The 23770-nt window shown below is 40.6% G+C and carries 29 protein-coding genes; 7 read left to right on the top strand and 22 right to left on the bottom strand.

Features of this window, described 5'->3' with window-relative positions:
- Positions 1 to 14: 14 nt before the first annotated feature.
- From CSV64_RS08255 to CSV64_RS08235, 5 genes are read right to left on the bottom strand one after another with little or no spacing between them, the layout of a single operon-like run.
- Positions 15 to 305: a hypothetical protein gene (locus tag CSV64_RS08255; protein ID WP_099632697.1), complete on the bottom strand. Its 291-nt coding sequence runs from the start codon at positions 303 to 305 to the stop codon at positions 15 to 17.
- The gene (locus CSV64_RS08250) at positions 295 to 1017 is read right to left on the bottom strand and encodes a hypothetical protein (protein WP_199168334.1); all 723 of its coding nucleotides are present in this window, start codon (positions 1015 to 1017) and stop codon (positions 295 to 297) included. The genes CSV64_RS08255 and CSV64_RS08250 overlap by 11 nt, the downstream gene beginning before the upstream one ends.
- Positions 1018 to 1059: 42 nt before the next feature.
- The gene (locus CSV64_RS08245; protein WP_233190359.1) at positions 1060 to 1638 is read right to left on the bottom strand and encodes an SCO family protein; all 579 of its coding nucleotides are present in this window, start codon (positions 1636 to 1638) and stop codon (positions 1060 to 1062) included.
- A 30-nt stretch (positions 1639 to 1668) separates the two neighbouring features.
- Positions 1669 to 2130 (bottom strand): hypothetical protein, encoded by a 462-nt coding sequence (locus CSV64_RS08240; RefSeq protein WP_099632696.1) that lies wholly within the window; start codon positions 2128 to 2130, stop codon positions 1669 to 1671.
- A gap of 8 nt (positions 2131 to 2138) precedes the next feature.
- The gene (locus tag CSV64_RS08235; RefSeq protein WP_099632695.1) at positions 2139 to 2558 is read right to left on the bottom strand and encodes a hypothetical protein; all 420 of its coding nucleotides are present in this window, start codon (positions 2556 to 2558) and stop codon (positions 2139 to 2141) included.
- Between the two features lie 254 nt (positions 2559 to 2812).
- Between CSV64_RS08235 and CSV64_RS08230 the strand changes: the two genes are divergently transcribed.
- Both CSV64_RS08230 and yfkAB read left to right on the top strand, forming a co-directional pair.
- Positions 2813 to 3787, top strand: coding sequence for a YecA family protein (locus CSV64_RS08230; RefSeq protein ID WP_099632694.1), 975 nt, complete (start codon positions 2813 to 2815; stop codon positions 3785 to 3787).
- Positions 3788 to 3808: 21 nt separating this feature from the next.
- Entirely contained in the window at positions 3809 to 4912 is a 1104-nt protein-coding gene (yfkAB, locus tag CSV64_RS08225; protein WP_099632693.1) for a radical SAM/CxCxxxxC motif protein YfkAB, read from the top strand.
- Positions 4913 to 4962: 50 nt separating this feature from the next.
- On the opposite strand, the gene CSV64_RS08220 is transcribed toward yfkAB, so the two are convergent.
- The 4 genes from CSV64_RS08220 to CSV64_RS08205 form a co-directional block, all read right to left on the bottom strand.
- The gene (locus CSV64_RS08220) at positions 4963 to 5748 is read right to left on the bottom strand and encodes a MetQ/NlpA family ABC transporter substrate-binding protein (RefSeq protein ID WP_099632692.1); all 786 of its coding nucleotides are present in this window, start codon (positions 5746 to 5748) and stop codon (positions 4963 to 4965) included.
- Positions 5749 to 5875: 127 nt separating this feature from the next.
- A complete protein-coding gene (locus CSV64_RS08215) occupies positions 5876 to 6316 on the bottom strand; it encodes a DUF2269 family protein (protein WP_099632691.1) in 441 nt (146 codons plus the stop codon).
- A gap of 8 nt (positions 6317 to 6324) precedes the next feature.
- Positions 6325 to 6657 carry an ASCH domain-containing protein gene (locus CSV64_RS08210; RefSeq protein WP_099632690.1) on the bottom strand — a complete coding sequence of 111 codons (333 nt, stop codon included), beginning with the start codon at positions 6655 to 6657 and terminating at the stop codon, positions 6325 to 6327.
- A gap of 122 nt (positions 6658 to 6779) precedes the next feature.
- Entirely contained in the window at positions 6780 to 7529 is a 750-nt protein-coding gene (locus CSV64_RS08205; RefSeq protein ID WP_099632689.1) for a FixH family protein, read from the bottom strand.
- A gap of 142 nt (positions 7530 to 7671) precedes the next feature.
- Between CSV64_RS08205 and CSV64_RS08200 the strand changes: the two genes are divergently transcribed.
- The 4 genes from CSV64_RS08200 to CSV64_RS08185 all read left to right on the top strand — a co-directional run bounded on the left by CSV64_RS08200 (position 7672) and on the right by CSV64_RS08185 (position 10752).
- Entirely contained in the window at positions 7672 to 8364 is a 693-nt protein-coding gene (locus CSV64_RS08200) for a response regulator transcription factor (protein WP_099632688.1), read from the top strand.
- On the top strand, positions 8361 to 9764 hold the full coding sequence (locus CSV64_RS08195; RefSeq protein WP_099632687.1) for a sensor histidine kinase: 1404 nt from the start codon (positions 8361 to 8363) through the stop codon (positions 9762 to 9764). The genes CSV64_RS08200 and CSV64_RS08195 overlap by 4 nt, the downstream gene beginning before the upstream one ends.
- Positions 9761 to 10321: an SCO family protein gene (locus CSV64_RS08190; RefSeq protein ID WP_233190358.1), complete on the top strand. Its 561-nt coding sequence runs from the start codon at positions 9761 to 9763 to the stop codon at positions 10319 to 10321. The genes CSV64_RS08195 and CSV64_RS08190 overlap by 4 nt, the downstream gene beginning before the upstream one ends.
- A gap of 65 nt (positions 10322 to 10386) precedes the next feature.
- Positions 10387 to 10752, top strand: a complete 366-nt coding sequence (locus CSV64_RS08185; RefSeq protein WP_099632686.1) for a hypothetical protein — start codon at positions 10387 to 10389, stop codon at positions 10750 to 10752.
- Positions 10753 to 10767: 15 nt separating this feature from the next.
- Here CSV64_RS08185 and rlmN read toward each other — a convergent pair whose 3' ends face one another.
- The 11 genes from rlmN to hisZ all read right to left on the bottom strand — a co-directional run bounded on the left by rlmN (position 10768) and on the right by hisZ (position 20807).
- Positions 10768 to 11844 carry a dual-specificity RNA methyltransferase RlmN gene (gene rlmN / locus CSV64_RS08180; RefSeq protein ID WP_085426671.1) on the bottom strand — a complete coding sequence of 359 codons (1077 nt, stop codon included), beginning with the start codon at positions 11842 to 11844 and terminating at the stop codon, positions 10768 to 10770.
- A gap of 83 nt (positions 11845 to 11927) precedes the next feature.
- Complete coding sequence (locus tag CSV64_RS08175; protein ID WP_099632685.1) at positions 11928 to 12107, bottom strand: hypothetical protein; 180 nt, start codon at positions 12105 to 12107, stop codon at positions 11928 to 11930.
- Positions 12108 to 12204: 97 nt separating this feature from the next.
- Positions 12205 to 13557, bottom strand: coding sequence for a cyclic 2,3-diphosphoglycerate synthase (locus CSV64_RS08170; protein WP_099632684.1), 1353 nt, complete (start codon positions 13555 to 13557; stop codon positions 12205 to 12207).
- 218 nt (positions 13558 to 13775) lie between these two features.
- Positions 13776 to 14837 carry a histidinol-phosphate transaminase gene (gene hisC, locus CSV64_RS08165; RefSeq protein ID WP_099632683.1) on the bottom strand — a complete coding sequence of 354 codons (1062 nt, stop codon included), beginning with the start codon at positions 14835 to 14837 and terminating at the stop codon, positions 13776 to 13778.
- Complete coding sequence (gene hisIE, locus CSV64_RS08160) at positions 14834 to 15481, bottom strand: bifunctional phosphoribosyl-AMP cyclohydrolase/phosphoribosyl-ATP diphosphatase HisIE (RefSeq protein WP_099633006.1); 648 nt, start codon at positions 15479 to 15481, stop codon at positions 14834 to 14836. Before hisIE ends, hisC begins: the two co-directional genes overlap by 4 nt.
- On the bottom strand, positions 15474 to 16238 hold the full coding sequence (gene hisF / locus CSV64_RS08155) for an imidazole glycerol phosphate synthase subunit HisF (protein ID WP_099632682.1): 765 nt from the start codon (positions 16236 to 16238) through the stop codon (positions 15474 to 15476). The genes hisIE and hisF overlap by 8 nt, the downstream gene beginning before the upstream one ends.
- Complete coding sequence (gene hisA, locus CSV64_RS08150) at positions 16225 to 16950, bottom strand: 1-(5-phosphoribosyl)-5-[(5-phosphoribosylamino)methylideneamino]imidazole-4-carboxamide isomerase (protein ID WP_099632681.1); 726 nt, start codon at positions 16948 to 16950, stop codon at positions 16225 to 16227. The genes hisF and hisA overlap by 14 nt, the downstream gene beginning before the upstream one ends.
- A 140-nt stretch (positions 16951 to 17090) precedes the next feature.
- Entirely contained in the window at positions 17091 to 17675 is a 585-nt protein-coding gene (gene hisB / locus CSV64_RS08145) for an imidazoleglycerol-phosphate dehydratase HisB (RefSeq protein ID WP_099632680.1), read from the bottom strand.
- Entirely contained in the window at positions 17675 to 18955 is a 1281-nt protein-coding gene (gene hisD / locus CSV64_RS08140) for a histidinol dehydrogenase (protein ID WP_099632679.1), read from the bottom strand. Before hisD ends, hisB begins: the two co-directional genes overlap by 1 nt.
- Complete coding sequence (gene hisG, locus CSV64_RS08135; RefSeq protein ID WP_099632678.1) at positions 18952 to 19587, bottom strand: ATP phosphoribosyltransferase; 636 nt, start codon at positions 19585 to 19587, stop codon at positions 18952 to 18954. The genes hisD and hisG overlap by 4 nt, the downstream gene beginning before the upstream one ends.
- Entirely contained in the window at positions 19575 to 20807 is a 1233-nt protein-coding gene (gene hisZ, locus CSV64_RS08130; RefSeq protein ID WP_158232969.1) for an ATP phosphoribosyltransferase regulatory subunit, read from the bottom strand. Before hisZ ends, hisG begins: the two co-directional genes overlap by 13 nt.
- A gap of 155 nt (positions 20808 to 20962) precedes the next feature.
- On the opposite strand from hisZ, the gene CSV64_RS08125 reads away from it, so the two are divergent.
- Positions 20963 to 21757: a histidinol-phosphatase HisJ family protein gene (locus CSV64_RS08125; protein WP_099632676.1), complete on the top strand. Its 795-nt coding sequence runs from the start codon at positions 20963 to 20965 to the stop codon at positions 21755 to 21757.
- Positions 21758 to 21820: 63 nt separating this feature from the next.
- Here CSV64_RS08125 and CSV64_RS08120 read toward each other — a convergent pair whose 3' ends face one another.
- The gene (locus CSV64_RS08120) at positions 21821 to 22396 is read right to left on the bottom strand and encodes a YdcF family protein (RefSeq protein ID WP_099632675.1); all 576 of its coding nucleotides are present in this window, start codon (positions 22394 to 22396) and stop codon (positions 21821 to 21823) included.
- A 100-nt stretch (positions 22397 to 22496) separates the two neighbouring features.
- Entirely contained in the window at positions 22497 to 23708 is a 1212-nt protein-coding gene (locus CSV64_RS08115) for an argininosuccinate synthase (RefSeq protein WP_099632674.1), read from the bottom strand.
- Positions 23709 to 23770: the final 62 nt, after the last annotated feature.

Genomic DNA, 23770 nt, shown 5'->3' with positions numbered 1-23770 from the left:
TATCCATCTCCTTTTCACGTTAACGGAAAGACTAAATCACAAGGCACTTCTGTCGAGAATGAAACAATTTTCTCCAGCGGTATACTGATGGGTGTCGGAAACTTATAAAAAGGGGCATTTACCATTTTGACGGTAACAGGCGTTAAGGTGAGATGCCCTATCCCCACTTCTGAAACAGTTCCGCAAAAAATCGGCCTAAAAACTTGGCCTAATAGATTAAGCTGCACCGCCTGAGTGATAATGAGTACTTCTTGATTTATCAAACCCGAGAAATCTTGAGATTGAATTCCTTTATTATTTTTCATTGTTCCAGCCTCCTCTTACTTTTTCATCCCATGATCGGAGCAGTGTTCTCAACTCTTTCTTCAAATATGAAACGAAGGAAAAAGTAGATACAAAGCGAATATTTTCTAAAGGGATTTTACGCACTGTGCCAAAGCTTGTAAGCTCTAGTTCGCTCTTGGTCGTATTCACGATCTTTCCACTGACCGTTTCTTCGCGCGAAATGACTTCCACTCTTGTTCCTTTCCATGAAAGAAAGTTGGTCCGAAAAGACTCCTCGAAAAATTGTTGCACAAGTGCTTCTCTTTCGTTGACGGTTTCGCCAAATCGAAGAGTTAGTCTTTTTTGCAGATGATTATCATATAGGTGATGCTGATGCGTGTTCGAATAAGAAGGAAAGCCAAAGGGGATATTTGCTGTTTCAATATACGTAAAGGGAATCCAAATCCGTTTCTGTAGGTTCGTCAACATAACAAAATCTCTGCCGATGGCTGCGACTTTACCTTCAGTTTCCAAACAGCCGTCCATTTCACCGCGTGATGCAATGACAACTTGCTGATTTCGTTTGCTTTTGAAAAACTTTTTAAGTGTTAATGATTTCCTGAGTGGTTCATGAATTCCGGCTATCTTAAATAAATTTTTCTGACCAATATAATCTGTTAAGACTCTCGTTTGTTCATCAGGCCCATTACTTGTTGGCGAGGAAAAAGCGGGATTACTACTAGCTTCCTTCATGAAGATCACCTCCTTACTATCATTCGAAAAGTAACACTAAAACTATTTAATAAGTTGTTGTAAATGATTAGCGATCTCTTCAATGGCTACGTTATTTTTCCCTGTTGCCATATTATGATGAGCTCTTACTAAATCCTGACCATCCACAATATACATAGACGTCGAGTGGGTAACGAATCCATCTTCATTCCTGTCGTAATAAAAATTCAGGTATTTCGAAAATTCTTTGGTTGTTTCTTCTGTCCCTCTAAAAAATAACCAATTTGGGTCTTCTATATTAAATAGTTCTTTATAACGCACTATTTTCTCTTTCGTGTCATATTCAGGATCTACGGTGATAGCTATGATGAAGTACTCATCTTGAGAGATTCCCCTATCTTTCATTACTTCCTGTAAAGCGGTCAGATCCCACATAGTAGTCGGACAAACATCGGGACATTTTGTGTAGAAAAATGTGACGAGTTTCGGTTTACCCTGGAAGTTCGTTTCGCTCCCGCTCACTTCTGTAAACGGCCATTCGATTACTTTTCCAATTTGGGGTAGTTCCACCGCCTTCGACCACATCGCATATACAAGCCCGAAAATGATGGGCAACATCATTATAATAATGACTTTTTTCACTACTGTACTCCTCTCCTGCCAACATGATCATCACCCTCTCATTGAATAGCGGATGAAGAAACAAACTACTGAATGGGAAAAGGCAATAAATATAGTAATGATGAAAAGATTACTCGCAATCAATGAATTAGCGTCAATGGGTATATTGCATAGTGCAGGATTTTTCAGCACTGCACCAAGCATCATGCCCATTACTCCTCCCATCGCGCCGTTATACAGACCATTTAAGGAAGCGGGTGCTTTAATAAGCGAACCAAATCGCCAACCGATAAACACTCCAAGAAGTACCGGCAATAAGTAAGTAACTAGTTGATTATCTGACAACAATAATTCTAGGTACAATGCCATCGCGAGAGAAGAGATGGACGCAATCGCCATACAAATAGTTTTTGTGAATCGGTCATCAAACAACAGTCTTTTCTTTTTTACAACTCGATAGTTGACTAGTATTTCACCAACACACCACATGAATAGCAAGATTAGAAGTAGCATTGCCCCCTTCACGCCCTTTTTATTGAAATAAATAAAATACCTAAACTACCAATGAAGAATGCATGTAGAAACCAAATAAACAACATTTGCATTTCCATAACCGTGCCAATCATTGGTGCCATTAGTCCGACAATCAGACCATTCGTCAAACCAGTCACAAACGTCTGATAATCAATTAGCATGCCAAAGCAAGCCCCTACTGCCCCTCCGATACTCGCCGAGAGTAATGTAATATACGTGAAATGGAACGGCATATGAGTAATGAGTATGATTCCAAACAACAAAGCAGCCATCCCGCCCATTACCATGCTCATATTCATACCTAAATGGAAACCTATCAATTTCCTCATTTTTCGGATGTACATATAAAAGCCAATGATTAAACAGATGTCTGCATACAATAAAAACAGCAAGTTAGACTGCTCCATAGGTCACCTCGAACTAGCATATGGAAGATTAAACAAAATGGTAACCTGTTTACCTAATTTTTTCCGGGAATATATGAGAGAATCAAACTACGTACTTTGCTTTCTTCCATTTACTTGATTACTACTAGCACTATTATTTAGTACAAATATGCCAATACTTCACTGCAGGTTATTCATCACACATATATCATGCGAACTCGCCTCTCGTTTGGTACACTTAGAGATGTAGTAATTTTAAAAAGGGAAGTGTTTTTATGGTTGGACGTAATGATCCGTGCCCTTGTGGCAGTGGCAAGAAATATAAAAAGTGTTGTGAACGAAAAGATGCTGTAACAGTCGAAGATTTACTGACAGATGAAATGGAGAATATACTACAGACGTTTTATGATATTCATCCAGAGCGACCAGATGTACCGGCGTTCGTGGAATTTGCAAATACATGGAAATCTTCATTGAATAGTTATTTACCACAAGAAATGATTGAAACGATTGCGCTTGATGAATTCTTCTTCCATCAACGGAGAGATATTTGGGACGACTATTTGGCCAAGCAGAAGAAAAAACATATTCGCCCATCGATTCTAGAATTACTTGATAGATGGTCAGAGCCGAGGGTATTTGTCGGTGAAGTAACTGCTGTTGGAGATACATATTTAACAGCTACAAGTATTCTAGGTGATGAAACGATTGATTTGTGGAAAGAAAGCGATAAGCCTGTTCCCGTAGGTGTCCACTTCTATTGCTTCATACTTTCCGATGGTACGTCTAAAGGTAATTATCTAGCAGTTTCCAGTTTAATCTTCTTCCCGACTGATCATTCGGAAGCGATCAAACAGTTTGCTAAAACTCTTGCAGACACGGAAAACCCTTCACTCAAAGACTCCATCATGAAATTCTGGATTGCGCTTGGTGAAAGTGGCTATACCGGAGATGAGTTTACTGAATTCGAAGCAGGCGTTATAGAGTCGGCTGCTGAATTTTTAAAGCAACATAACCGAGAATCGCAAGCTTTGCTAGAAGTGCTTGAAGATTTCTTAGTAGATGAGCAGCCAAAAGCCCGAAAGAAACTAGCGATTGCGGCCGGTGCAATCCGTTATGGTTTAGACAATAAATATTTCGAACCGCTTGATATGACATTAAAAGAGATCGCAGAAGCATTTGATGTTTCTACCTCATCGATGAGTAAATATGCGAAGGACCTAGCAGAATATGCTAGTGATAAAAATTAATTGATATAAGGAGTTACGAACATGGTACTATCACATTCCCGTTTATCAGATGCATGGGAAGCATATCAAGATGTAGATTTGCACGGGAAGCAAGTTCTATCCAGCATAGAATTCACGACGACCTATTTATGCAATATGCGTTGTGAACATTGCGCGGTAGGATATATGCTACAACCGAAAGATCCACAAGCATTACCAATCGAGTTGCTATTACAGCGGTTGGATGAAATCCCCCACTTGCGAACGATTAGCTTAACAGGTGGCGAGCCGATGTTTTCGAAGAAATCTGTCGAGCAGTATGTCGTACCGTTATTGCAGTATGCACATGCACGCGGAGTTCAGACGCAGATGAATTCGAATCTAACTATGCCTATTGAACGTTATGAATTAATTGCACCGTATTTGAATGTCCTGCATATTTCACATAACTGGGGTACAGTGGATGATTTCATCGATGGTGGATTCGCTCGGATGGAACGCAAGCCGCCACGTGAGCGTCGTGCAGCACAATTCGAACGAATGATCGAAAACAGCCGCGCATTGTCTGAAATGGGTGTTATGGTATCTGTGGAAACGATGTTGAATCGCCGAACATTACCTCATTTACAGACCATCCATGAACAAATTGTCCATGAAATGAAATGTGGTCGCCATGAAATACACCCTATGTATCCTAGCGATTTCGCTTCTTCATTGGATGTACTAACTTTGGATGAAACACGTACAGCAATGTTCGATCTGCTGTCATACCGTGATCCACAAACGTGGATGCTATTTGGGACTTTACCGTTTTATAATTGTAGTAACGACGCAAAAGATCAAGAATTGTTTGCGAAACTTGCAGCAAGTGAAAACGTCACGGTGCGAAATGATCCAGACGGTCGTTCTCGGTTGAATGTCAATATGTTTACCGGAGACGTGATCGTGACAGATTTCGGAGATGTTCCTCCACTAGGGAATATTCAAACCGACCAGTTAACGGATTTATATACGAAATGGCAACAACATCCCTTAGCAAAAAGCGTAAGCTGTCATTGTCCTGCAGTGCGTTGTCTTGGACCGAATTTACTCGTAAAAGATGCCTATTATCCAAATGTAGACTTTTTGAAGCGACAGCAAAGATAAGGTAGATGAAAAAACCACGTATGGCTCATAGTTGAGTCCATACGTGGTTTTTATTTTCCGAAGCCTTGGAAATGTTCATCAATAGCTTCTTGGAACGTCTCTGATGCTACTGCTTCTTTAATCGCTAAAGCAAAATCCTTCTCACGATCTTCTTCTCTGACCGCAACGATATATTGCAACTCTTCACCAAGCTCTTCATGTGCTAGTGCGTCTTCCAATTCCATTTCATTGACCATAATATAATTGTCTGGAATGATGGCTAAATCACCACTTGCCATAGATGGTATCAGCTGTGCAATCAAGATAGGCTGGATGTTCAAGTTTTTTGGATTACTATCAATATGTTTTTCTGTAACTGCATAAGTGGGTGCACTTGGATTCAATGAAATTAATCCCTGTTGTTCAAGGAAACGTAGGGCTCTCGCTGTGCCTAGTTCATCATTCGGAATAGTAATCCATGAACCGTTAGGAATATCATCCATCGACGTCAACGAGTTAGAATATAAGCCTAGTCCCACACTTGGAACTTCCGTCAAAGCCACTATAGGCAAATCATATTCTTCGTTAAACTGTTGAAGATTAATTTGTTGTTGGTTGATGTTGGCATCTATTTCTCCATCAGCCAACTCTTTGTTCGGTTCAATTAAATCTACGTACGATTCTACTTCGACTTTGTACCCTTGTTCTTCAAGTGCCGGTTTTAATGCCTGATCGATGACTTTAGCATAAATTCCTGCCGTCGTACCAATTTTTATCGTCTCATTGCTGTCGGTTGGACTGCACGCTGTTAATAGCAATCCAACGATCGTCATCAGACCGAGTACTTTTATTTTCATCTTCAAATCGTTCCTTTCAAAAAACTGCTATCTTCATCATATTCGCTGTAATTTTCACTGTCAAACCAAATCTTGCAATTAAAAAGATGTGCAACATTGTACACATCTTTTTGCTCGCTATGTAATTTCACCAGACTGCCGGTTTTTGTACCATAAGCCAAAGCATCACCATAAGCAATCCAATATAAATCCAGGCAGTGCGTTGTAACTTGTTGAGTACCGCTTCCCTGTCATTGCTTGGTTCATGGAATCTTTTCAATACAGAAGAGAAACCAGTTGCCAGGAAGAACCCGGACAGCAACATGACGCCTATTGTGAGAATAATCCACGACGTGTTCCATGGCCACGGACCAAATAAAATTAATAATATACCAGTCACAACTAGCACATGGCCTGAATGCATAACGAGTCGTATAATGACTCGGATAATCGCCAGATAGATGTCTTCTGCTTCTGCTTTAGCAGAACGTAGCCGGCGTATTAATGGCAGCAGGAGGAATAAAGGTCCTACTGAAATTATGGCCGACACTACGTGTGCAAAGACAATCGCTCCGTAATAAAAGTTCATTTAAGAGATTATTTCTGAATTGGGCTATATTCGTGCACCCAAACCTTCATTTTAGGAAGCCAAGGCATTTTGTCGTGGATCGACAGCATCGCCTGTTTATATTCTTCAACTGTTTCATGACCTTCTGATTTGGCGTCTTCATCTGTTAGTTCTCCGAGTGTTTGTTCATATAATTTTTCAACTTTGAACTCTATGCCTTCTAACGTCATCGTTTCGCCTGGGTATGCATAGACACCATTACGTCTAGTAGCCCACTTTTCACCGTTGAGTACCTTTTGTACGTCCTCCGGAATAGTTACAAGTCTTTCAATGGAACATGTTTTTTCTGGATAATTTGTCATGCTAACACTCCTCTTGATTCATTAATCTTTCACCTATACTAGTGTAACCCTTTTCATCAATGAATTACAGCTTTTACTTCCCAATAAAATACCCTCACCACCGGAGTGACGAGGGGTGGTACTTATTTTACTTCTACTGTATGTTCTTCATGCTCGTGAATATCTTCATTTTCAATATGAATAATCACTTGATAGCTGCCCACTTTAGGGAATTGATAGTTTGCTGTATATTCACCCGGCTTGGATTCTTCCGTATCTACCCATGTGGTTTCTTTATCTGCCGAGATGATTTCATAACGAACCTGCGCCTCTATTGCTTCTCCATCGAGCTGCGCATGCGTCATCAACTCTGTTTCTGTTGCTGCTTTTGCTCCCTCAGGTTGCATAAAGTGAAGAGCAAGTCCTTCTACTCCTTCGCCATGTTCATGATGTTGACCTTCTTGTGCACTTTCGTGTTCATCCGCATGTTGGGTAGCTTCTCCAATTTGGATTTGCTTTACAGGCATGACGTGCATGCCCCGTGCAGTAACGTGAACCTGCACGTGATACAACCCGTCAGTCTCAAATGTGTTTTCTGCTGAATAAATGCCTTCTTTATCATTGGTTGTTTCCACGTGAATGCTGTCTTCTTTCTTGCCTTCTTCCCAAATTTCATACTCTACTTCCGATGCATCCTCTACATTTTCTTCACCTTGTGTCACCAGTGTAGTGATCATCACCGGTTCATTGACATTTCCTTGTTCGGGTACTGTAAGTTCTACTTCAATTGGTTCAGGTAAAACAGCTTCCGTCGGTACATCTTCATCTTGACCGCATCCAGCAAGAATTCCGATCATCGCCGTGCTCATTACTAACATTCCGAAACGTTTCATCTTTTCATTCTCCTATCTATTCGTTTAGCTGTTATGATTATAAAATATGATTACGAAATTTCAATGAAGTTTTAACAACTTCTCGAAACTTCATGTAGATTTCACATCTTTTACGGAAAATTAAACTATAAGCTTTTATGAAATGAGGCGTAGTAAATTGAGTTACCAATTATTAGTCATTGACGACGAACAGCAAATGCGTGATTTAATTCGTGTGATCCTCGAGGATGCCGGATATAGCGTATTTGAAGCCAGCGACGGTTTACAGGCTCTCTCTGTCGTCAAACAACATACGATAGATTTATGCATTGTCGATGTGATGATGCCCTATATGGACGGCTTCACATTTGCAGAGGAGATGAAACGCACTTCATCGATCCCATTGATTTTCCTATCTGCGCGAGGTGAGGAATGGGATAAAGTTCAAGGTCTAAAACTTGGTGGAGACGACTACATCGTCAAGCCTTTCTTACCAGGAGAACTGGTCGCGCGGATCGAAGCCGTCTTGCGTAGAACATACCGTCATAATCCTGAACCAATTGTATTACAAGCTGGTCCACTTACCATTAATGAAGACTCGTATACAGCACAGCTTAACGGAAAACCTTTAAATCTAACTTTGAAGGAATTTGGCTTGCTGTTGTTGTTAGTCAAACATAAAGGACGTGCCTATTCCCGAGAACAATTACTTGAATTGGTCTGGGGCGATGATCATCAAAGCAGTGAGCGGACAATTGATACACATGTTAAAACGCTTCGTCTAAAATTAGGCGACGCTGGTAAAATGATTGAAACGGTATGGGGGATCGGCTACAAGTTAGAGGACTCTGAATGAATAATTTAAATCTAAGCAAAAAGATGTTGATTGTATTTTTAGGAAGCATCACGTGTACCATATTATTTTCATTCTTCTTCATTCATTACTTGTATACCGAATTATATAAAGAACAAATTAAAGAGTCGATCATATATCAAGGAAATCGAACAGCTTCCCATTATCATTACGGTGAGCTCAGTGATTCGATCATCGAAAAGATTCAATGGTATAATATCGTCTCGGAGTATGAAATCATCGTCGTAGATCGCTTAGATGATTTAACGTCCTATTTCCCTTATCAGATCGATTATCAATCACTCATCAATGATAGTGATGAGAAGATCCTAGAAACAGGCAAGCCCGTTATGAAAGAAGGCTACGTAGATGAATTAAATCGTGAAATCTTCGGTGGCATTTTCCCTATTAAAGGAGAAAATGGACTGATTGGTTTCATATATATATATGTTCCGCTCGCTGCGATCCAAGATGTTTTTCATGACAGTTTACCCATTATGATACTCGTCGGGAGCCTATTCTTCCTCGTTCTATTTTTAATTTTGCGGCGTGTGTGGCGTTCGCTATTCGAACCGTTGCAAACATTGCAGACCTATTCAGAAGAAGTGTCTAAAGGTGATTATTCGAATCGACTCAATACAGGACGGACAGATGAGATAGGTAAACTGGCGACTGCATTCGATTCAATGAGTCGTTCCCTTGAAGAACAAGATCAGCGCAAGAAAGATTTCACTTCAAATATTGTACATGAGCTCAGGACACCATTGACATATATTAGCGGCTACGCGCAACTTTCACGCAATAAAATCGATTCGTCTCCTGACGATGTAAAACACTACTTATCAACCATCGAGAAAGAAACGGAACGCCTAAAGAAGCTCATACATGATTTAGTCGAGCTAAACCATTTGGAACAGGATGTATATACACTGGAAACTGAACCGATTGCGATTGCGCAATTACTATTGGATACGTTGGAATTATTTGCGATTCGATTACAGGACAAAAATATTCAGTTGCGTACATCGATTGATGAGGAATTGATTTTGGAAGGTGATCCTAAACGATTGCAACAAGTCTTTTATAATACGATCGATAATGCAGTAAAATATGCTGAGCAATCCATTACTATTCATCTGACCGCCAGTAAGCAAGGTGTACAATATCGCATAGCCAATGACGGCGTGACCATAGAAGAAGAGGACGTAGAGCGAATCGGAGAACGCTTTTTCCGTACCGATAAAGCACGAACTCGCACAACAGGCGGTACGGGACTTGGTCTATCGATCGTCAAAGAGATTGTCCGGTTACACGGAGGTACATTCACCATTTTCAATGAATTAACAGAAACCATTGTGATCATTGAATTACCTGAGCAAATACAAAGGAGTGAAAAGAGTTGAAACGTCTGATTCCTTTTCTGTTGATGCTCGTACTATTTATGAATGGGTGCAGCCAACCTCTCGAACGTGGGAAACAAGTCCGTGAATTCACCTTCACGGATCAGCATGATCAACCATTTAGTTCCAAGGAGCTTTCTGGTTCGCCATGGATTGCAGACTTCATTTTCACAAATTGTACAACAGTTTGTCCGACCTTGACGAGTGAGATGGCAGATCTACAAGCAGAGTTGAAAGATCAGGACATCGAAATGAACTTCGTCTCTTTTACTGTAGATCCTGATACCGATACACCTGCAGTATTAAAAGACTATATCGCAAACTTTACTGATGATGAATCAAACTGGCATTTTCTAACGGGCTACTCACAACAAGAATTTGAAGCGTTTGCTCGGGAAGAGTTCCAGACTTTTGTGCTGAAACATAAATCTTCTACGCAAGTTGTCCATGGTACAAACTTCTATCTACTGGATTCGGAAGGCTATATTCTGAAGGAGTATAATTTCTCGAATGAATCCTATAAAGAAGAGTTACTGGCCGATCTAAACCGCATGAAATAACAGTCGGGTTGCGTGACGAATTTCGTCAATTCCGCTATACTAGGTAAGGAAAGCAGGTGTACGTGTTGGATTCTCGTTATTGGAAAGCCGGTTTTTTTACTGCGCTGACTTCATTTGTTCTACTCATTTTAGGCGTACGGACAGTTCTTGGACATGACTTGGTCGTCAATAACTATTTGACGTTTGCCGTATTCGGTCTGATGGTCGGGATTGTCACTTCCCTTTTATTGTTCTATCAGCTATCGATTGCATTTAAAATGTTCATGGTCGTTCTGGTTCTAGCGTTTGCTGAGATGTTCCGCAGCTTCCTGATGATGGATAATGAATTTTCGGAAGCTATTGGTATTTTATCGCTGTTCATTATTTCATCATTCGGACTAGCCATCTCTGTGATCGTTCAATTTATCGTAAAATTAGCGCGTAAAAAGTAAAAACCGGTTGGAGAATTATTCTCCGACCGGTTGTTTTTTTGTTTTTTTGATTTGTTTACTTCGTAGTTGACCGCACGCCGCGTCGATATCCGTACCATTTTCAAGACGTACCCCACCGTTAATACCTTTGCGTCTGAGAGCTTCGTAGAACGATTTAATCGCTTCCGGTTCACTCCGCTGATACTGGCCATGTTCATCTACTGGATTGTACGGGATCAAGTTGACGTATGAAAGGTGACGCTTATCCGCAAGCAATCGACCCAACTCTTCTGCTTCTTTAACGTGGTCATTCACGTCACGCAATAAAATATACTCAAATGTGATCCGACGATTTGTTTTTTCTAAATAATAGTTGATTGAATCCATCAATTTTTCAATCGGGAATGCTTTGTTGATCTTCATAATCGATGAACGTAACTCATTATTTGGCGCATGTAATGAAACCGCCAAGTTCACTTGTAGTTTTTCATCTGCGAAGTCCTTGATTTTCTCTGTCAGACCACTTGTTGAAACTGTAATATGACGCGCACCGATTGATAGACCTTTTTGGTGATTTACGACATGAAGGAAGTCCATCAAGTTGGAATAGTTATCGAATGGTTCGCCTATACCCATGACTACAATATGGCTTACGCGTTCATCTTCGCCTTTGCCATCGAGATACTCTTGCACTTTCATGATTTGACCCACAATTTCTCCTGCATCAAGATCACGATTTTTGCGTAAGAGTCCGCTTGCACAGAAACTACATCCGATATTACATCCAACTTGTGTTGTAACACAAACAGAATGACCATAAGGGAATTTCATCAAAACCGTTTCGATCAAGTTGCCATCATGCATTTTGAACAGGAATTTCACTGTGCCATCCTGTGAAACTTGCTTAACATTTTGCTCAAGTGTTTGAACCGAGAAGTTTTCATTCAATACATCAATGGTTTCTTGATTAATGTTATTCATTTCATCGAAAGATAAGACACGTTTTTTATAGAGCCAGTCCCAAACTTGTGCTGCACGGTACTTTTTTTGTCCATTTTCTATAAGAAAGTCTGTCAATTGTTCAATTGTCAAACCGTATATCGATTTTTTCATATGATTTCTAGCCTCATTTCAAAAATTACAATCTTTTAATTATACTACAAGATTGTGGTGAAAGGAACAACTGATTCGTTTTATTACTGTTTTTGTTGGACATCTTTGTCCGTTCTAAGTTTCATGAAAAATGCCAAAAGATTTAATGCCGCAAGCACGACAAAGAATATTCCCATTCCGGTATGTCCTGTAGCGATTCGGTCATATGCAAAGTACGCCATCACCAGACCAATGACGAGATCAATGATTTTTGAATTAAACAAGTTACTACCCCCTTACTATCCTAACCGTAGTATATCAGAAAAAAGCACCTACAACCGAATTCCCATTCGACGTAGGTGCTGGATAAGCTATCTATTGTTACACATTTGTTGCAGTAAGATTATGCTTTTTGATGAAATCTGTAAGAACTGTCTCAAGATTTGGCGTTCCGATTTCATCCAAGTCATAATAAACACGTGTGCATGGCTTATTGATATTGATAACACGTGAAAGATCCATAGGTGTACCGATAATGACTGCATCTACATCCGCTGCATTGATCGTTGCTTCCAAATCCTTTAACTGCTCTTCGCCGTAGCCCATTGCAGGTAAGATATTTTCAATGTGCTGATACTTATTGAAAGTAGTGATCAAACTTCCTACTGCATATGGACGCGGATCGACAATTTCAGCTGCACCTAAACGCTGTGCTGCAATCACACCCGCACCAAGTTTCATTTCACCGTGAGTCAATGTCGGACCATCTTCAACAATTAACACACGCTTGCCTGTGATAATTTCTGGATTATCTACAGAGATTTTCGATTCCGCTTTAATGATTGTACTGTTTGGTGCCGCAAATTTAATATTGTTTTCAACCGTCTGAATCGCTTCTTCCGATGCACTATCGATTTTGTTGATGATGGATACATCTGTTGTACGCAAGCATACTTCACCTGGATAGTATTTCAATTCATGGCCAGGACGGTGTGGATCAAGAACTGTGATTGCCAAGTCTGGCTCATAGAATGAAAAGTCGTTGTTTCCGCCATCCCAAAGGATTACGTCACAGCCGTCTGGATCATTTTCAGCAGCGTCTAGAATATCCTGGTAATCTACACCTGCATAGATGATATTTCCACGATCAACGTGCGGCTCGTATTCTTCCATTTCTTCAATCGTACATTTATGTTTTTTGAAATCTTCTACTGTTGCATAACGCTGTACACGTTGTTCAGCCAAATCGCCATAAGGCATTGGGTGACGGATCGCTACTACTTTCAAGTCATGCTCAAGCAATGTTTCGATGATTTTACGTGATGTCTGGCTCTTCCCTGTTCCAGTTCTAACCGCACAAACTGAAATAACTGGTTTATTACTTTTGATCATTGTTGCTTTTGATCCAAGCAGTGTAAAGTTAGCGCCTGCAGAGTTTACAATTGCACCAATTCCCATAACTTTTTCATAACTAAGGTCACTATAAGAAAATACACATTCATCTACTTCTAGTTCTTTAATTAACTCCGGTAACTGATCTTGTGAATAGATAGGGATTCCTTCAGGATACAATTCGCCGGCTAATTCAGTCGGATATTTACGTCCATCGATATCCGGGATTTGTGTAGCTGTAAATGCTACAACATTGTATTCCTCTTTACCACGGTAGTATGTATTGAAATTGTGGAAGTCTCTTCCTGCTGCACCAATAATGATTATATTTTTAGTTTTCATAAGTTTATCTCTCCAATCAAGCTTCTTTTTATTATTATAAGGCAAGATGTATAAAAATACAATAGAAAAAGTTAAAAATACACGGTTTTGTATACATATACATCTTTTATACGTCAAATATCGTCATAAAAGCTATTATAACAAGAATTTATGCTTCTATATATACATTAAAGACAAGAAAAAGCCATTCAGTCTCGAATGGCTTTTAGTCGATTTATTCATTTACTAAGTTGTTTAAGCACTTCAAACAGTGTATTCATCTGTTCGTCAGTACCGATGGAAATACGTAAATATTCACGAATATCCGCTTGATCAAAGTGGCGGACTAAAATTCCACGGTCTTTTAACTGTTGATACAATACTTTTGCTTCCTTATGCAAAGGCTTCACAAAAACAAAGTTTGCATCAGAAGGCAGCACTTCAAAACCTAATTCTTTTAAAGTATGGACTGTAGATTCACGTGTGCGAATAATTTTGTTCGTACTTTCCGAAAAGTATGCATGATCTACAAAAGCAGCAGTAGCCCCTGCCATAGCTAAACGATCAATTGTATAGGAGTTGAATGAATCTTTGATGCGCGTTAATCCTGCAATCAATTCAGGTTGTCCAAGTGCAAATCCAACACGCAATCCTGCGAGTGCACGAGATTTAGATGTGGTTTGAATCACAAGTAAATTCGGATAGCGATCAATCAACTTCATCGCAGACGGACCTGCAAAATCAATATACGCTTCATCGATAATGACTACTTGATCTTGGTTGTTCCGCAAAATATCTTCGATTACATCCAACTCAGCATAAATACTTGTCGGTGCATTCGGGTTTGGTAGAATGACGCCGCCTGGTGAGTTATAGAACTGCTTTTTAGGTAATGTGAAATCAGCATTTAATGGAACTTTTTCGAATGAAATATTAAATAGCTTGGAATAGACCGGATAAAAGCTATAGCTAATTTCAGGAAACTTAATGGTCTTTCCTGGTTCGAAAAATGCCATAAATGAAAAGGCCAGCACTTCGTCAGAGCCATTACCAACAAAGACATGATCTTTTGTCAGTCCGTACGTCTCCGCTATCGCGTGACGCAATGGGTCTACTGTTGGTGAAGGATAGCGTTGCAATGTGTTGCCGCTCAATTCCTCTTGAATAGCTTGTAATACTTTAGGGCTTGGTGGATAAGGGTTTTCATTCGTATTTAATTTAATGATATCTGGCTGATTCAACTGCTCACCCGGAACATAAGGTTCTGTACGGCGCGCAACTGTGCTCAGAAATCTACTCATTTGCGTGGCACTTCCTTTTTCGGTCGTCTTTCCCGTAGCACTTGCTGAACATCTGTTAGATCTACGTCAAGAATGTTCATTAATACAAGTGTATGGTAGACCAGATCTGCAATTTCATTGGACACTTCTTCTTTGTCCGCGTTCTTTGCACCGATTACGACTTCTGTAGATTCCTCTCCGACTTTTTTCAACACTTTGTCGATACCTTCGTTGAATAAATACGTCGTATACGAGCCGTCTATTGGGTTAGCTTTACGATCTGCAATTTCGTCAATTACTTCATAGACGACTTCACGTAAAGATTCTTCTTTTTCGGTTACTGTTGTAAAGAAGCATGTTTTTTCGCCTGTGTGACAAGCAGGACCTTGTGGCGTGACTTGGACTAGCAATGTATCTTGATCACAGTCTACAGAAATACGTTGCACTTGCTGGGTATTTCCAGATGTTGCGCCTTTATTCCAAAGTTCTTGTCTTGAACGGCTATAAAACCACGTTTCATTTGTTTCCAACGTCTTTTCAATTGATTCCTTGTTCATATAAGCAAGCATTAGGACTTCCCCTGTGCGATCATCTTGTACAACCGCTGGGATTAGACCTTTATCGTCGAATTGTAATGCATTGATGTCTAGTGTCATTTTAGTCATTCCTAACTGCAATATTTTCTTCTGCCAAGTATTTTTTTAAATCGCGAATATTGATTTCATTGAAGTGAAATACGGACGCGGCCAAAGCTGCATCTGCTTTCCCTTCTGTCAGTACATCTTTAAAGTGTTCAGGTTTTCCTGCGCCACCACTTGCGATGATTGGAATATTGACAGCTTCGGCCATAGCACGGTTGAGTGCAAGATTATACCCGTCTTTGACGCCATCTTCGTCCACACTATTGACGACTAGCTCGCCAGCGCCAAGTGCTTCCATTTTCTTCGCCCATTCGATCGCATCAATCCCTGTTTCTTCCATGCCGCCTTTTGCATAAACCGACCACTTATTTTCGCCTTCTTGACGAACATCCATTGATAACATCACACGCTCTGATCCGTATTTATCTGCTACTTCTTTAATTAGTTCCGGATTAGTCAAAGCTGCACTATTAATAGATATTTTGTTACCACCGAGTTCAAATACTTTGTCCACATCTTCAAGCGTGCGAATTCCTCCGCCTACGATGAATGGGATTGGCACTTCTTTTGCAATTTCCTCAATTAAATCGAGGAACATACCACGGTTTTTCGTCGATGCAGAAATATCATAGAAGACGAGTTCATCTGCACCATCTGCAACATACTTTTTTGCTAAAGTTAGGGGATCTGCTACTTCCTGAACGTCTAGAAATTTCTTTCCTTTTACAACTTTACGATTATCTACGTCTAAACACGGAATGATCTTTTTAGTTGTTGACATGACTGTCGTCCCCCAATAGTTTTTTTAAGGATAGATTGCCTTCGTATAATGCTTTCCCAATAATAGCGCCGTACATGTCTTCAGCAGCGAGTTTCTTAATATCCTCTTCTGTCGATACACCACCTGATGCGATGATATCAATTGAAGATGCTTCATCCATTATTTTCAGTTCTTCAAAGTTTGGTCCCTGGAGCATGCCGTCTTTCATGATGTCTGTATAGACAACAGTTTTAACGCCTATTTCCGCTAAGTCTTGTAATAAATCAACTGCTTTGACGTCACTAGTTTCTGTCCAGCCATCAGTTGCGACTAAACCGTTACGCGCATCGATTGAGACAGCAATTTTATCACCGTATTTTTCAACGGCCTTTTTCAAGAATTCAGGATCTTGGATAGCCGCAGTGCCGATAATGACACGTGCCACGCCGTTTTCGATATGCGAGTCGACGATGTCCATGTTGCGAATTCCGCCGCCTACTTGAACGGGTACGCTGACTGCTTTTGCAATGGCTTCGATGGCTTGTTTGTTGGCAGAGTTTCCTGTTTTTGCGCCGTCAAGGTCTACGACGTGAATGTACTCCGCTCCTTGGTTTTGCCATTCTTGTGCCATGTTTGTTGGTGAATCATTGTAAATTATTTCTTGTGCATAGTCACCTTGGATAAGGCGAACGCATTTGCCGTCTCTAATGTCGATTGCTGGGAATAAAATCATCAACTAGTCCTCCTAATAAATGAAATAAGAATTAAGCGCGTTGATCTGCACTCTGGGCGGACGCATTCCTGCAGGAGTCGCCGCCCGCAGTGAAGACCAACTAGAATATCTTTCAGAGTTCAAAACCGTAAAATATTTAATTACAAAGACCCTTTAGTAGAAGGAATGCCTTTTATGTCTGGGTTGATGGTGCTGGCTACGCGTAGGGCGCGGCCGAAGCTTTTGAATACGGATTCTATAATGTGATGTGTGTTTTTTCCGTAGTTCAAGTTGATGTGCAATGTAATTTTGGCGTTGTTGGTAAACGCTAGGAAGAATTCTTCGACTAGTTCTGTGTCGAATTCCCCTACTTTGTCTTTCATTCCGTCTACGTTAAAGACGAGGAATGAGCGACCGCTTATATCGATTGATGCAGTGGATAGTGCTTCGTCCATTGGTGTGGAAACTAAGGCGAAGCGTTCTATTCCTTCTTTTGTGCCAATACATTGATTGAATAATTGTCCAAGTACGATACCGATATCTTCTACAGAATGGTGTTGGTCCACTTCAATGTCGCCATCGCATGTTACGGAAAGATCAAAGCGTCCGTGTTTTGCGAATGCCGTCAACATATGGTCAAAGAAGCCAACGCCCGTGTTGATATTTGTTTTTCCCGTGCCATCTAACGAAAAGTCCATTTCAATAGATGTTTCGCCTGTCTTACGTGTTAGTTGTTGTTTGCGCATTAGTATCCTGCCTTTCGTACTTTAATCGAGTTGGCATGTCCTGTTAATTGTTCAGCATCTGCTAATGTAATGACGTCTTCCGCCACTTCTGCCAAAGCGTTCTCCGAATAGTAGATAATACTCGACTTTTTCATAAAGTCATACACACCTAATGGTGAAGAGAATGCTGCAGTTCCACTCGTCGGTAATGTGTGATTCGGTCCAGCCATATAATCACCTAATGCTTCAGGTGAGTGCTGGCCTAGGAAGATGGCTCCCGCGTTTCGTATAGCTGCCAAGTGTTCCATAGGCTGATCAATCATTAGCTCCAAATGTTCTGGTGCTAAACGGTTCACGATATCAAATGCTTCTTTCAATGAATCGACAATAATGATCCGGCCAAATTGTTCTATTGATTGAGTTGCGATTTCTTTGCGCTCAAGTTCCGCCAGTTGACGTGCTACCTCATTAGATAGCTTAGAAGCAAATGTTTCGCTTGTCGTGATGCACACTGCCGCAGCGCGCTCATCGTGCTCTGCTTGGGATAACAAATCTGCTGCCGCATAAATAGGATTTGTGTGGGCATCGGCTACGACACAAATTTCACTTGGCCCAGCAATCATATCGATGGCTACATCACCGAACACCCACTTTTTCGCTCTTGCAACGTATGCATTCCCAGGGCCAGTAATTTTGACAACTTTTTCAATTGTCTCTGTACCGTAAGCTAGTGCAGCTATCGCTTGTGCCCCACCTACTTTATAGATTCGATCGACACCCGCTTCTTTCGCCGCAACTAAAACGTGGGGATTAATCTTGCCGTCACGTTGTGGTGGTGTCACCATGGAAATTCGTCCGACTCCCGCAATCTTCGCTGGTAATGCGTTCATTAAGACCGTCGACGGATAGGCAGCTTTCCCGCCTGGGACGTATAGTCCAACGCTATCGATCGGTGTTACTTTCTGACCGAGCATGATACCTTCATTTGGATTCAAGAACCATGATTGTTCTTTTTGCGCTTCATGATAAGTCGTGATACGCTCTTTTGCTGCGCGTAATGCACGGTAAAAACCAGCTGGAACTGCTTGTTCCGCTTCATTAATTTCTTCTTCTGTGACGATTAAGCTGTCTAGCTTCACGCCGTCAAAACGTTCAGTGAAATCCAGAACTGCGCTATCCCCTTCAGAACGGACTTTGTCAATAATCGATAAGACGTTGCGATCAAATTCCAAATCCGTTTGATTGGAATCATTGCGCCTTAGAAGTTCTTCAATGAACTCAGCTCCGCGAATGATCTTCATGAACGCACCTCCAAGCCTTCCTTCATATCTTTGATGAACTGCTGGATATCACCAGTCTTCGTAGCATAACTTGCTTTATTCACTATCAAACGTGCACTAACATCTGCCATCTCTTGCAAGACAACAAGACCATTTTCTTTTAATGTTGTACCCGTTTCGACGATATCGACAATGACATCTGACATGCCAATCAACGGCGCGAGTTCAATAGATCCATTCAATTTGATCATTTCAGTACGGATACCTTTTTTGTCGAAAAACTCTTTCGCTACTAATGGATACTTTGAAGCAACCGTCAGAAATGGAATGTTTTCAATTGGTGTATCGGGATATCCCGCCACAGCCAGCTTACAACGCCCAATTCCTAAGTCTAGTAATTCATAGACATCACGAGGGTCTTCCATCATGACGTCTTTTCCCACAATCCCCACGTCCGCTGCGCCTTTTTCAACGTACACTGGAACGTCCACTGCTTTGACAAAAATCAGTTTGATCTTTTGTTTGTCATCATAAATGACGAGCTTCCGGCTTTCATCTGTGAATTCGGAGAAATGCACATCCGATTTCTCGAGAAACTTCATCGCCCGTTCTGCTGTTCGTCCTTTTGCCATTGCTACTGTTAAATAATCCATTCAGGTACCCCTTTCTTGCTTGCGATCAAATCAAGCAATTGTTTGAAGTCGATGAACTTATTTACTTCTTCTAGATCCACTAGTTTGTTTTGTTGTTCTGTTAATTGAATTGTGTAGAGACTGTCTGTCTGGTGTTTCTCATCGATCATAGGTTTGGAAATGACCCGATAGTCACGTTCTCTCAACTCATTCGTAATATCGATTGCGTATTTAATACGGCTTTCTTCATATAATACAGTCACGTCGATACTATATCGTTCCTTCTGTTCTCTAGTAGATGAGGCTTTTACTAATGATTCGATTTCACATGCAAAACCAATCGCCGGTAATTTCATTCCAAACTCTTCGCTTAATGCGTCATAGCGGCCACCCATCAGTACGGGCTTGCCGAAATTCTCTACATAGCCTTGAAAGATGATTCCCGAGTAATACCCCATGTGGTTGATCAAGCCGAGATCGATGACGATATGCTTCTTCAAGCCATATAGTTCGACGATATCGCACGTTCGCTGTAAATAGTTAATGGCTTCCTGTACCGATTCACTAACCTGTAAGTTTTGTAGTCTTTCAAACACTACTTCAGGTGCACCGTATAATAGAGGTAATTGCTCGAGTACTTCTTTAATAGAAGGATCTATAGATAATCGCTGTAAGAACGGACCTATTTCCACGACGTTTTTTGCTTGAATCAACGTCTTGAGTTCAGTCGTTTGTTCTGCAGTGATATCAGAGCCTGCAATTAATTCATTAAAGAACCCTGCATAACCAATTTCAATTTTCACATCTGTGAAACCAACGTCCCGTAATGCGTGACATGCAAGCATAATCGTTTCTGCATCTGATGCGGGTGAACTCTTGCAATAGAACTCGACTCCCGCCTGCGTTTTACCGATACGTTCACTTTCTTGGAATGTCTGTCTAAAGACTTCCTGTACGTAATAATAACGCATTTCTTCGGGTAATTTATCATTCAACTGAACGAGTTGCTGTGTCAATGGTATCGTAACATCCGGTCGTAATACGAGTACTTCACCGGTATAGTCAATCACCTTGATCATTTCATTTTGATTGATTGAGGTACGGACATTAGAATACAGATCATATTGTTCAAATGCGGATGTTTTAATACGCTTATAACCGTATGTAGTGAATCTTTTTCCTAGTGTGCCGATGATTTTTTCATGCTTTTCATGTTCATTTCCAAGAATTTCAGAATACAAGATTTCTTCTACCGCCTTCCATGCGAAAAATATACTTCACTGCTTTACTACGCTAAAGTTAATTATTACTATAATGGTTATGTAGAGCATTGTCAACTGTTAGTAGCATCGTTCATCTGCTACAATATGTAGTAAAGAAAAGGAGACTGGAAACTATGTTTGATTATCATATGCACAGCGCATTTTCAGCGGATTGTGAAATCCCTATGGAAGAGATGGCCAAAGCTTCTATCGCTAAAGGACTTACCGAAATCTGCTTTACCGATCACATTGATTATGAATACCCGGATGAAACGATTCATTTCGATTTTGACAAAACTGAATATGCACAAAAGATACTCCAATTGAATGAACAATTCGATGGCCAACTGACGATTAAAAAAGGGGTTGAAATCGGCTTACAACCTGACCTATTGCATCTTTATGAAGAGTTGATGGACGAGCATGAATTTGACTTCGTCATCTGTTCATTGCACACAGTCGAAAATAAATCCTTACACTATCGCGAGCTATTTGAAGATCGTTCAACAGAGGCTGCGTTTGAGACGTATTATAAAGAACTATTATATTGTGTTCAGCATTACAAGCGTTACAGCGTGCTTGGGCATACGGATTTGATCAAACGCTATACCGATCAGCCGCCAGCCAATTTATTTCATGACTATTTAGAAAAGATCTTCAATACTATTATACCAGATGGTAAAGGGATTGAACTGAATACTTCGGGTACTCGCTACGGATTGCCACACAATATGCCAAGTGAAGATATTTTGCGTTTGTATAAACAATGCGGAGGCGAAATCATTACACTTGGTTCAGATGCGCATAGGACAACAGAAATCGCACATGAGTTCAAAGAATCATTAGAGTTATATCAGTCGATCGGCTTTAACTATTTGGCTACATTTACGGAAGGTCAGCCAGAATTCCATAAAATCTCTTCTTTATAAGAGATATAGAAAAGTGACGAAAACTTCTTTGGAGTTTCGTCACTTTTAATTTTCAATATATTCCTATCGTCTAAACAACCATGTTTTCAACAAAGCCAAGCGTTCACGAAATCCTACTTTTGCTTTGACAGATTCCGGAGTCTTCGCTGCAACGACATCAGACTCCCATCCGATCTGTCTAGCAAGAAATCTCGCTCGAGCCAAGTGATAATCACTGCTGATTATGGTCACGCCTTCCACTTCAGGAATGATAGTTTGGCTGAATTGTAGATTCTCATTTGTAGAAGTGGATTGATCTTCCATAATTAAGCGTTCTTTCGCAATACCATGTTCTTGTAAATAACGATACATAGCTTCGGCTTCGCTAATGCCCTCATCTTTTCCTTGTCCACCAGAAAGCACCAGCTGTACATGCGGATATTGCGTAGCATACTCCACAGCGCTCTCCAATCGGTAACGTAATGATAGCGAAGGAACTTCTCCGTTCACTTTAGCACCTAGAATAATTGCATAGTCATAGTTTCCATTCGCTTTCATTTGTTGCGCTTGTTTTATTCGATCTCCTGGTAACATCCAAAACATCCCCAGTCCTACAATGATGAAAACTACCATTATGGCTATACCCCATAACTTCTTCATTCAGACACCCCCTGCTATATTCATAAGACGGTGATGAATGAAAAGTAGTTCCAAAAAAAGAGCAGCGAATCTTTTCGCCACTCTGCTCTTGATATCCACCTTAAGACTTCTTAACGATTTGCTCTTTATTGACCATACTATGCACTTCAGTAGGTAGTCCCCATAGCTTAATGAAACCGACCGCTGCCGCTTGATCAAACTCATCATCAGATGTGTAAGTTGCTAATTTCTCATCATATAGCGAATTAGGAGATTTACGACCTTCTACTATTGCATGACCTTTAAACAACTTCACACGAACTGTACCATTGACGTATTGCTGCGTCTCTTTAATGAACGCCTCAAGCGCATTACGTAAAGGAGAGAACCAAAGACCGTTGTAAATCAATTCACCGAGTTTTTGAGAAATGATTGGCTTAAAGTGCGCTAATTCTTTTACGAGCGTTAAGTCTTCAAGTTCCTTATGAGCTTTTAACAACGTGATGGCTCCAGGCGCTTCATACACTTCACGAGATTTGATACCGACTAAACGATTTTCTACATGATCGATACGTCCAATACCATGTTTACCAGCAATTTCATTCAACTTTGTGATCAATTCGCTTAATATATATTTTTCTCCATCAATTGTAATCGGAACACCTTGTTCAAAGCCAATCTCAATAACATCAGCCGTATCCGGTGCATTTTCAATGGAAACCGTCAAACCAAATGCGTCCTCTGGAGGTGTTGCCCATGGGTCTTCCAAAATTCCACATTCATTTGCACGCCCCCACAAATTCTGGTCCACCGAGTACGGATTATCCAAGTCAATCGGAATGGGAATATTATGTTCTTGTGCATAATGAATTTCTTCTTCACGTGACCAGCTCCACGAACGCACCGGTGCTACCACTTCAAGCGTTGGATCCAGTGACTTGATCGCCACTTCGAAACGTACTTGGTCATTCCCTTTTCCTGTACAACCATGAGCTACAGCGGTTGCTTGTTCTTGATGGGCAATCTCCACCAGCTTTTTGGAAATAAGAGGACGGGATAAAGCAGAGACAAGTGGATATTTATTCTCATAATATGTTTGAGCTTGCAATGAAAGAAGGACGAAATCCTGTGCAAATTCTTCACGTGCATCAATGACATAGCTGCTAACTGCGCCAACTGTAAGAGCTTTTTCCTTAATGAAGTCGAGATCTTTACCTTCACCAACATCTAAGCAAACCGCTATTACGCTATATCCTTGATCCGTTAACCATTGAATTGCAACTGATGTGTCTAAACCGCCTGAGTAGGCTAAAACAACTTTCTTCTTTTCCATGGGTAAATCCCCTTTCATGCAAGTGCATGCATGTATGTTTATTCAACTTAATGTATTTTTAT

It is taken from the genome of Sporosarcina sp. P32b, from assembly GCF_002743335.1.
Classification (GTDB): Bacteria; Bacillota; Bacilli; order Bacillales_A; family Planococcaceae; genus Sporosarcina.
Note: the sequence above shows the minus strand (reverse complement) of the source record. Positions and strands in the feature narration are given on the sequence as shown.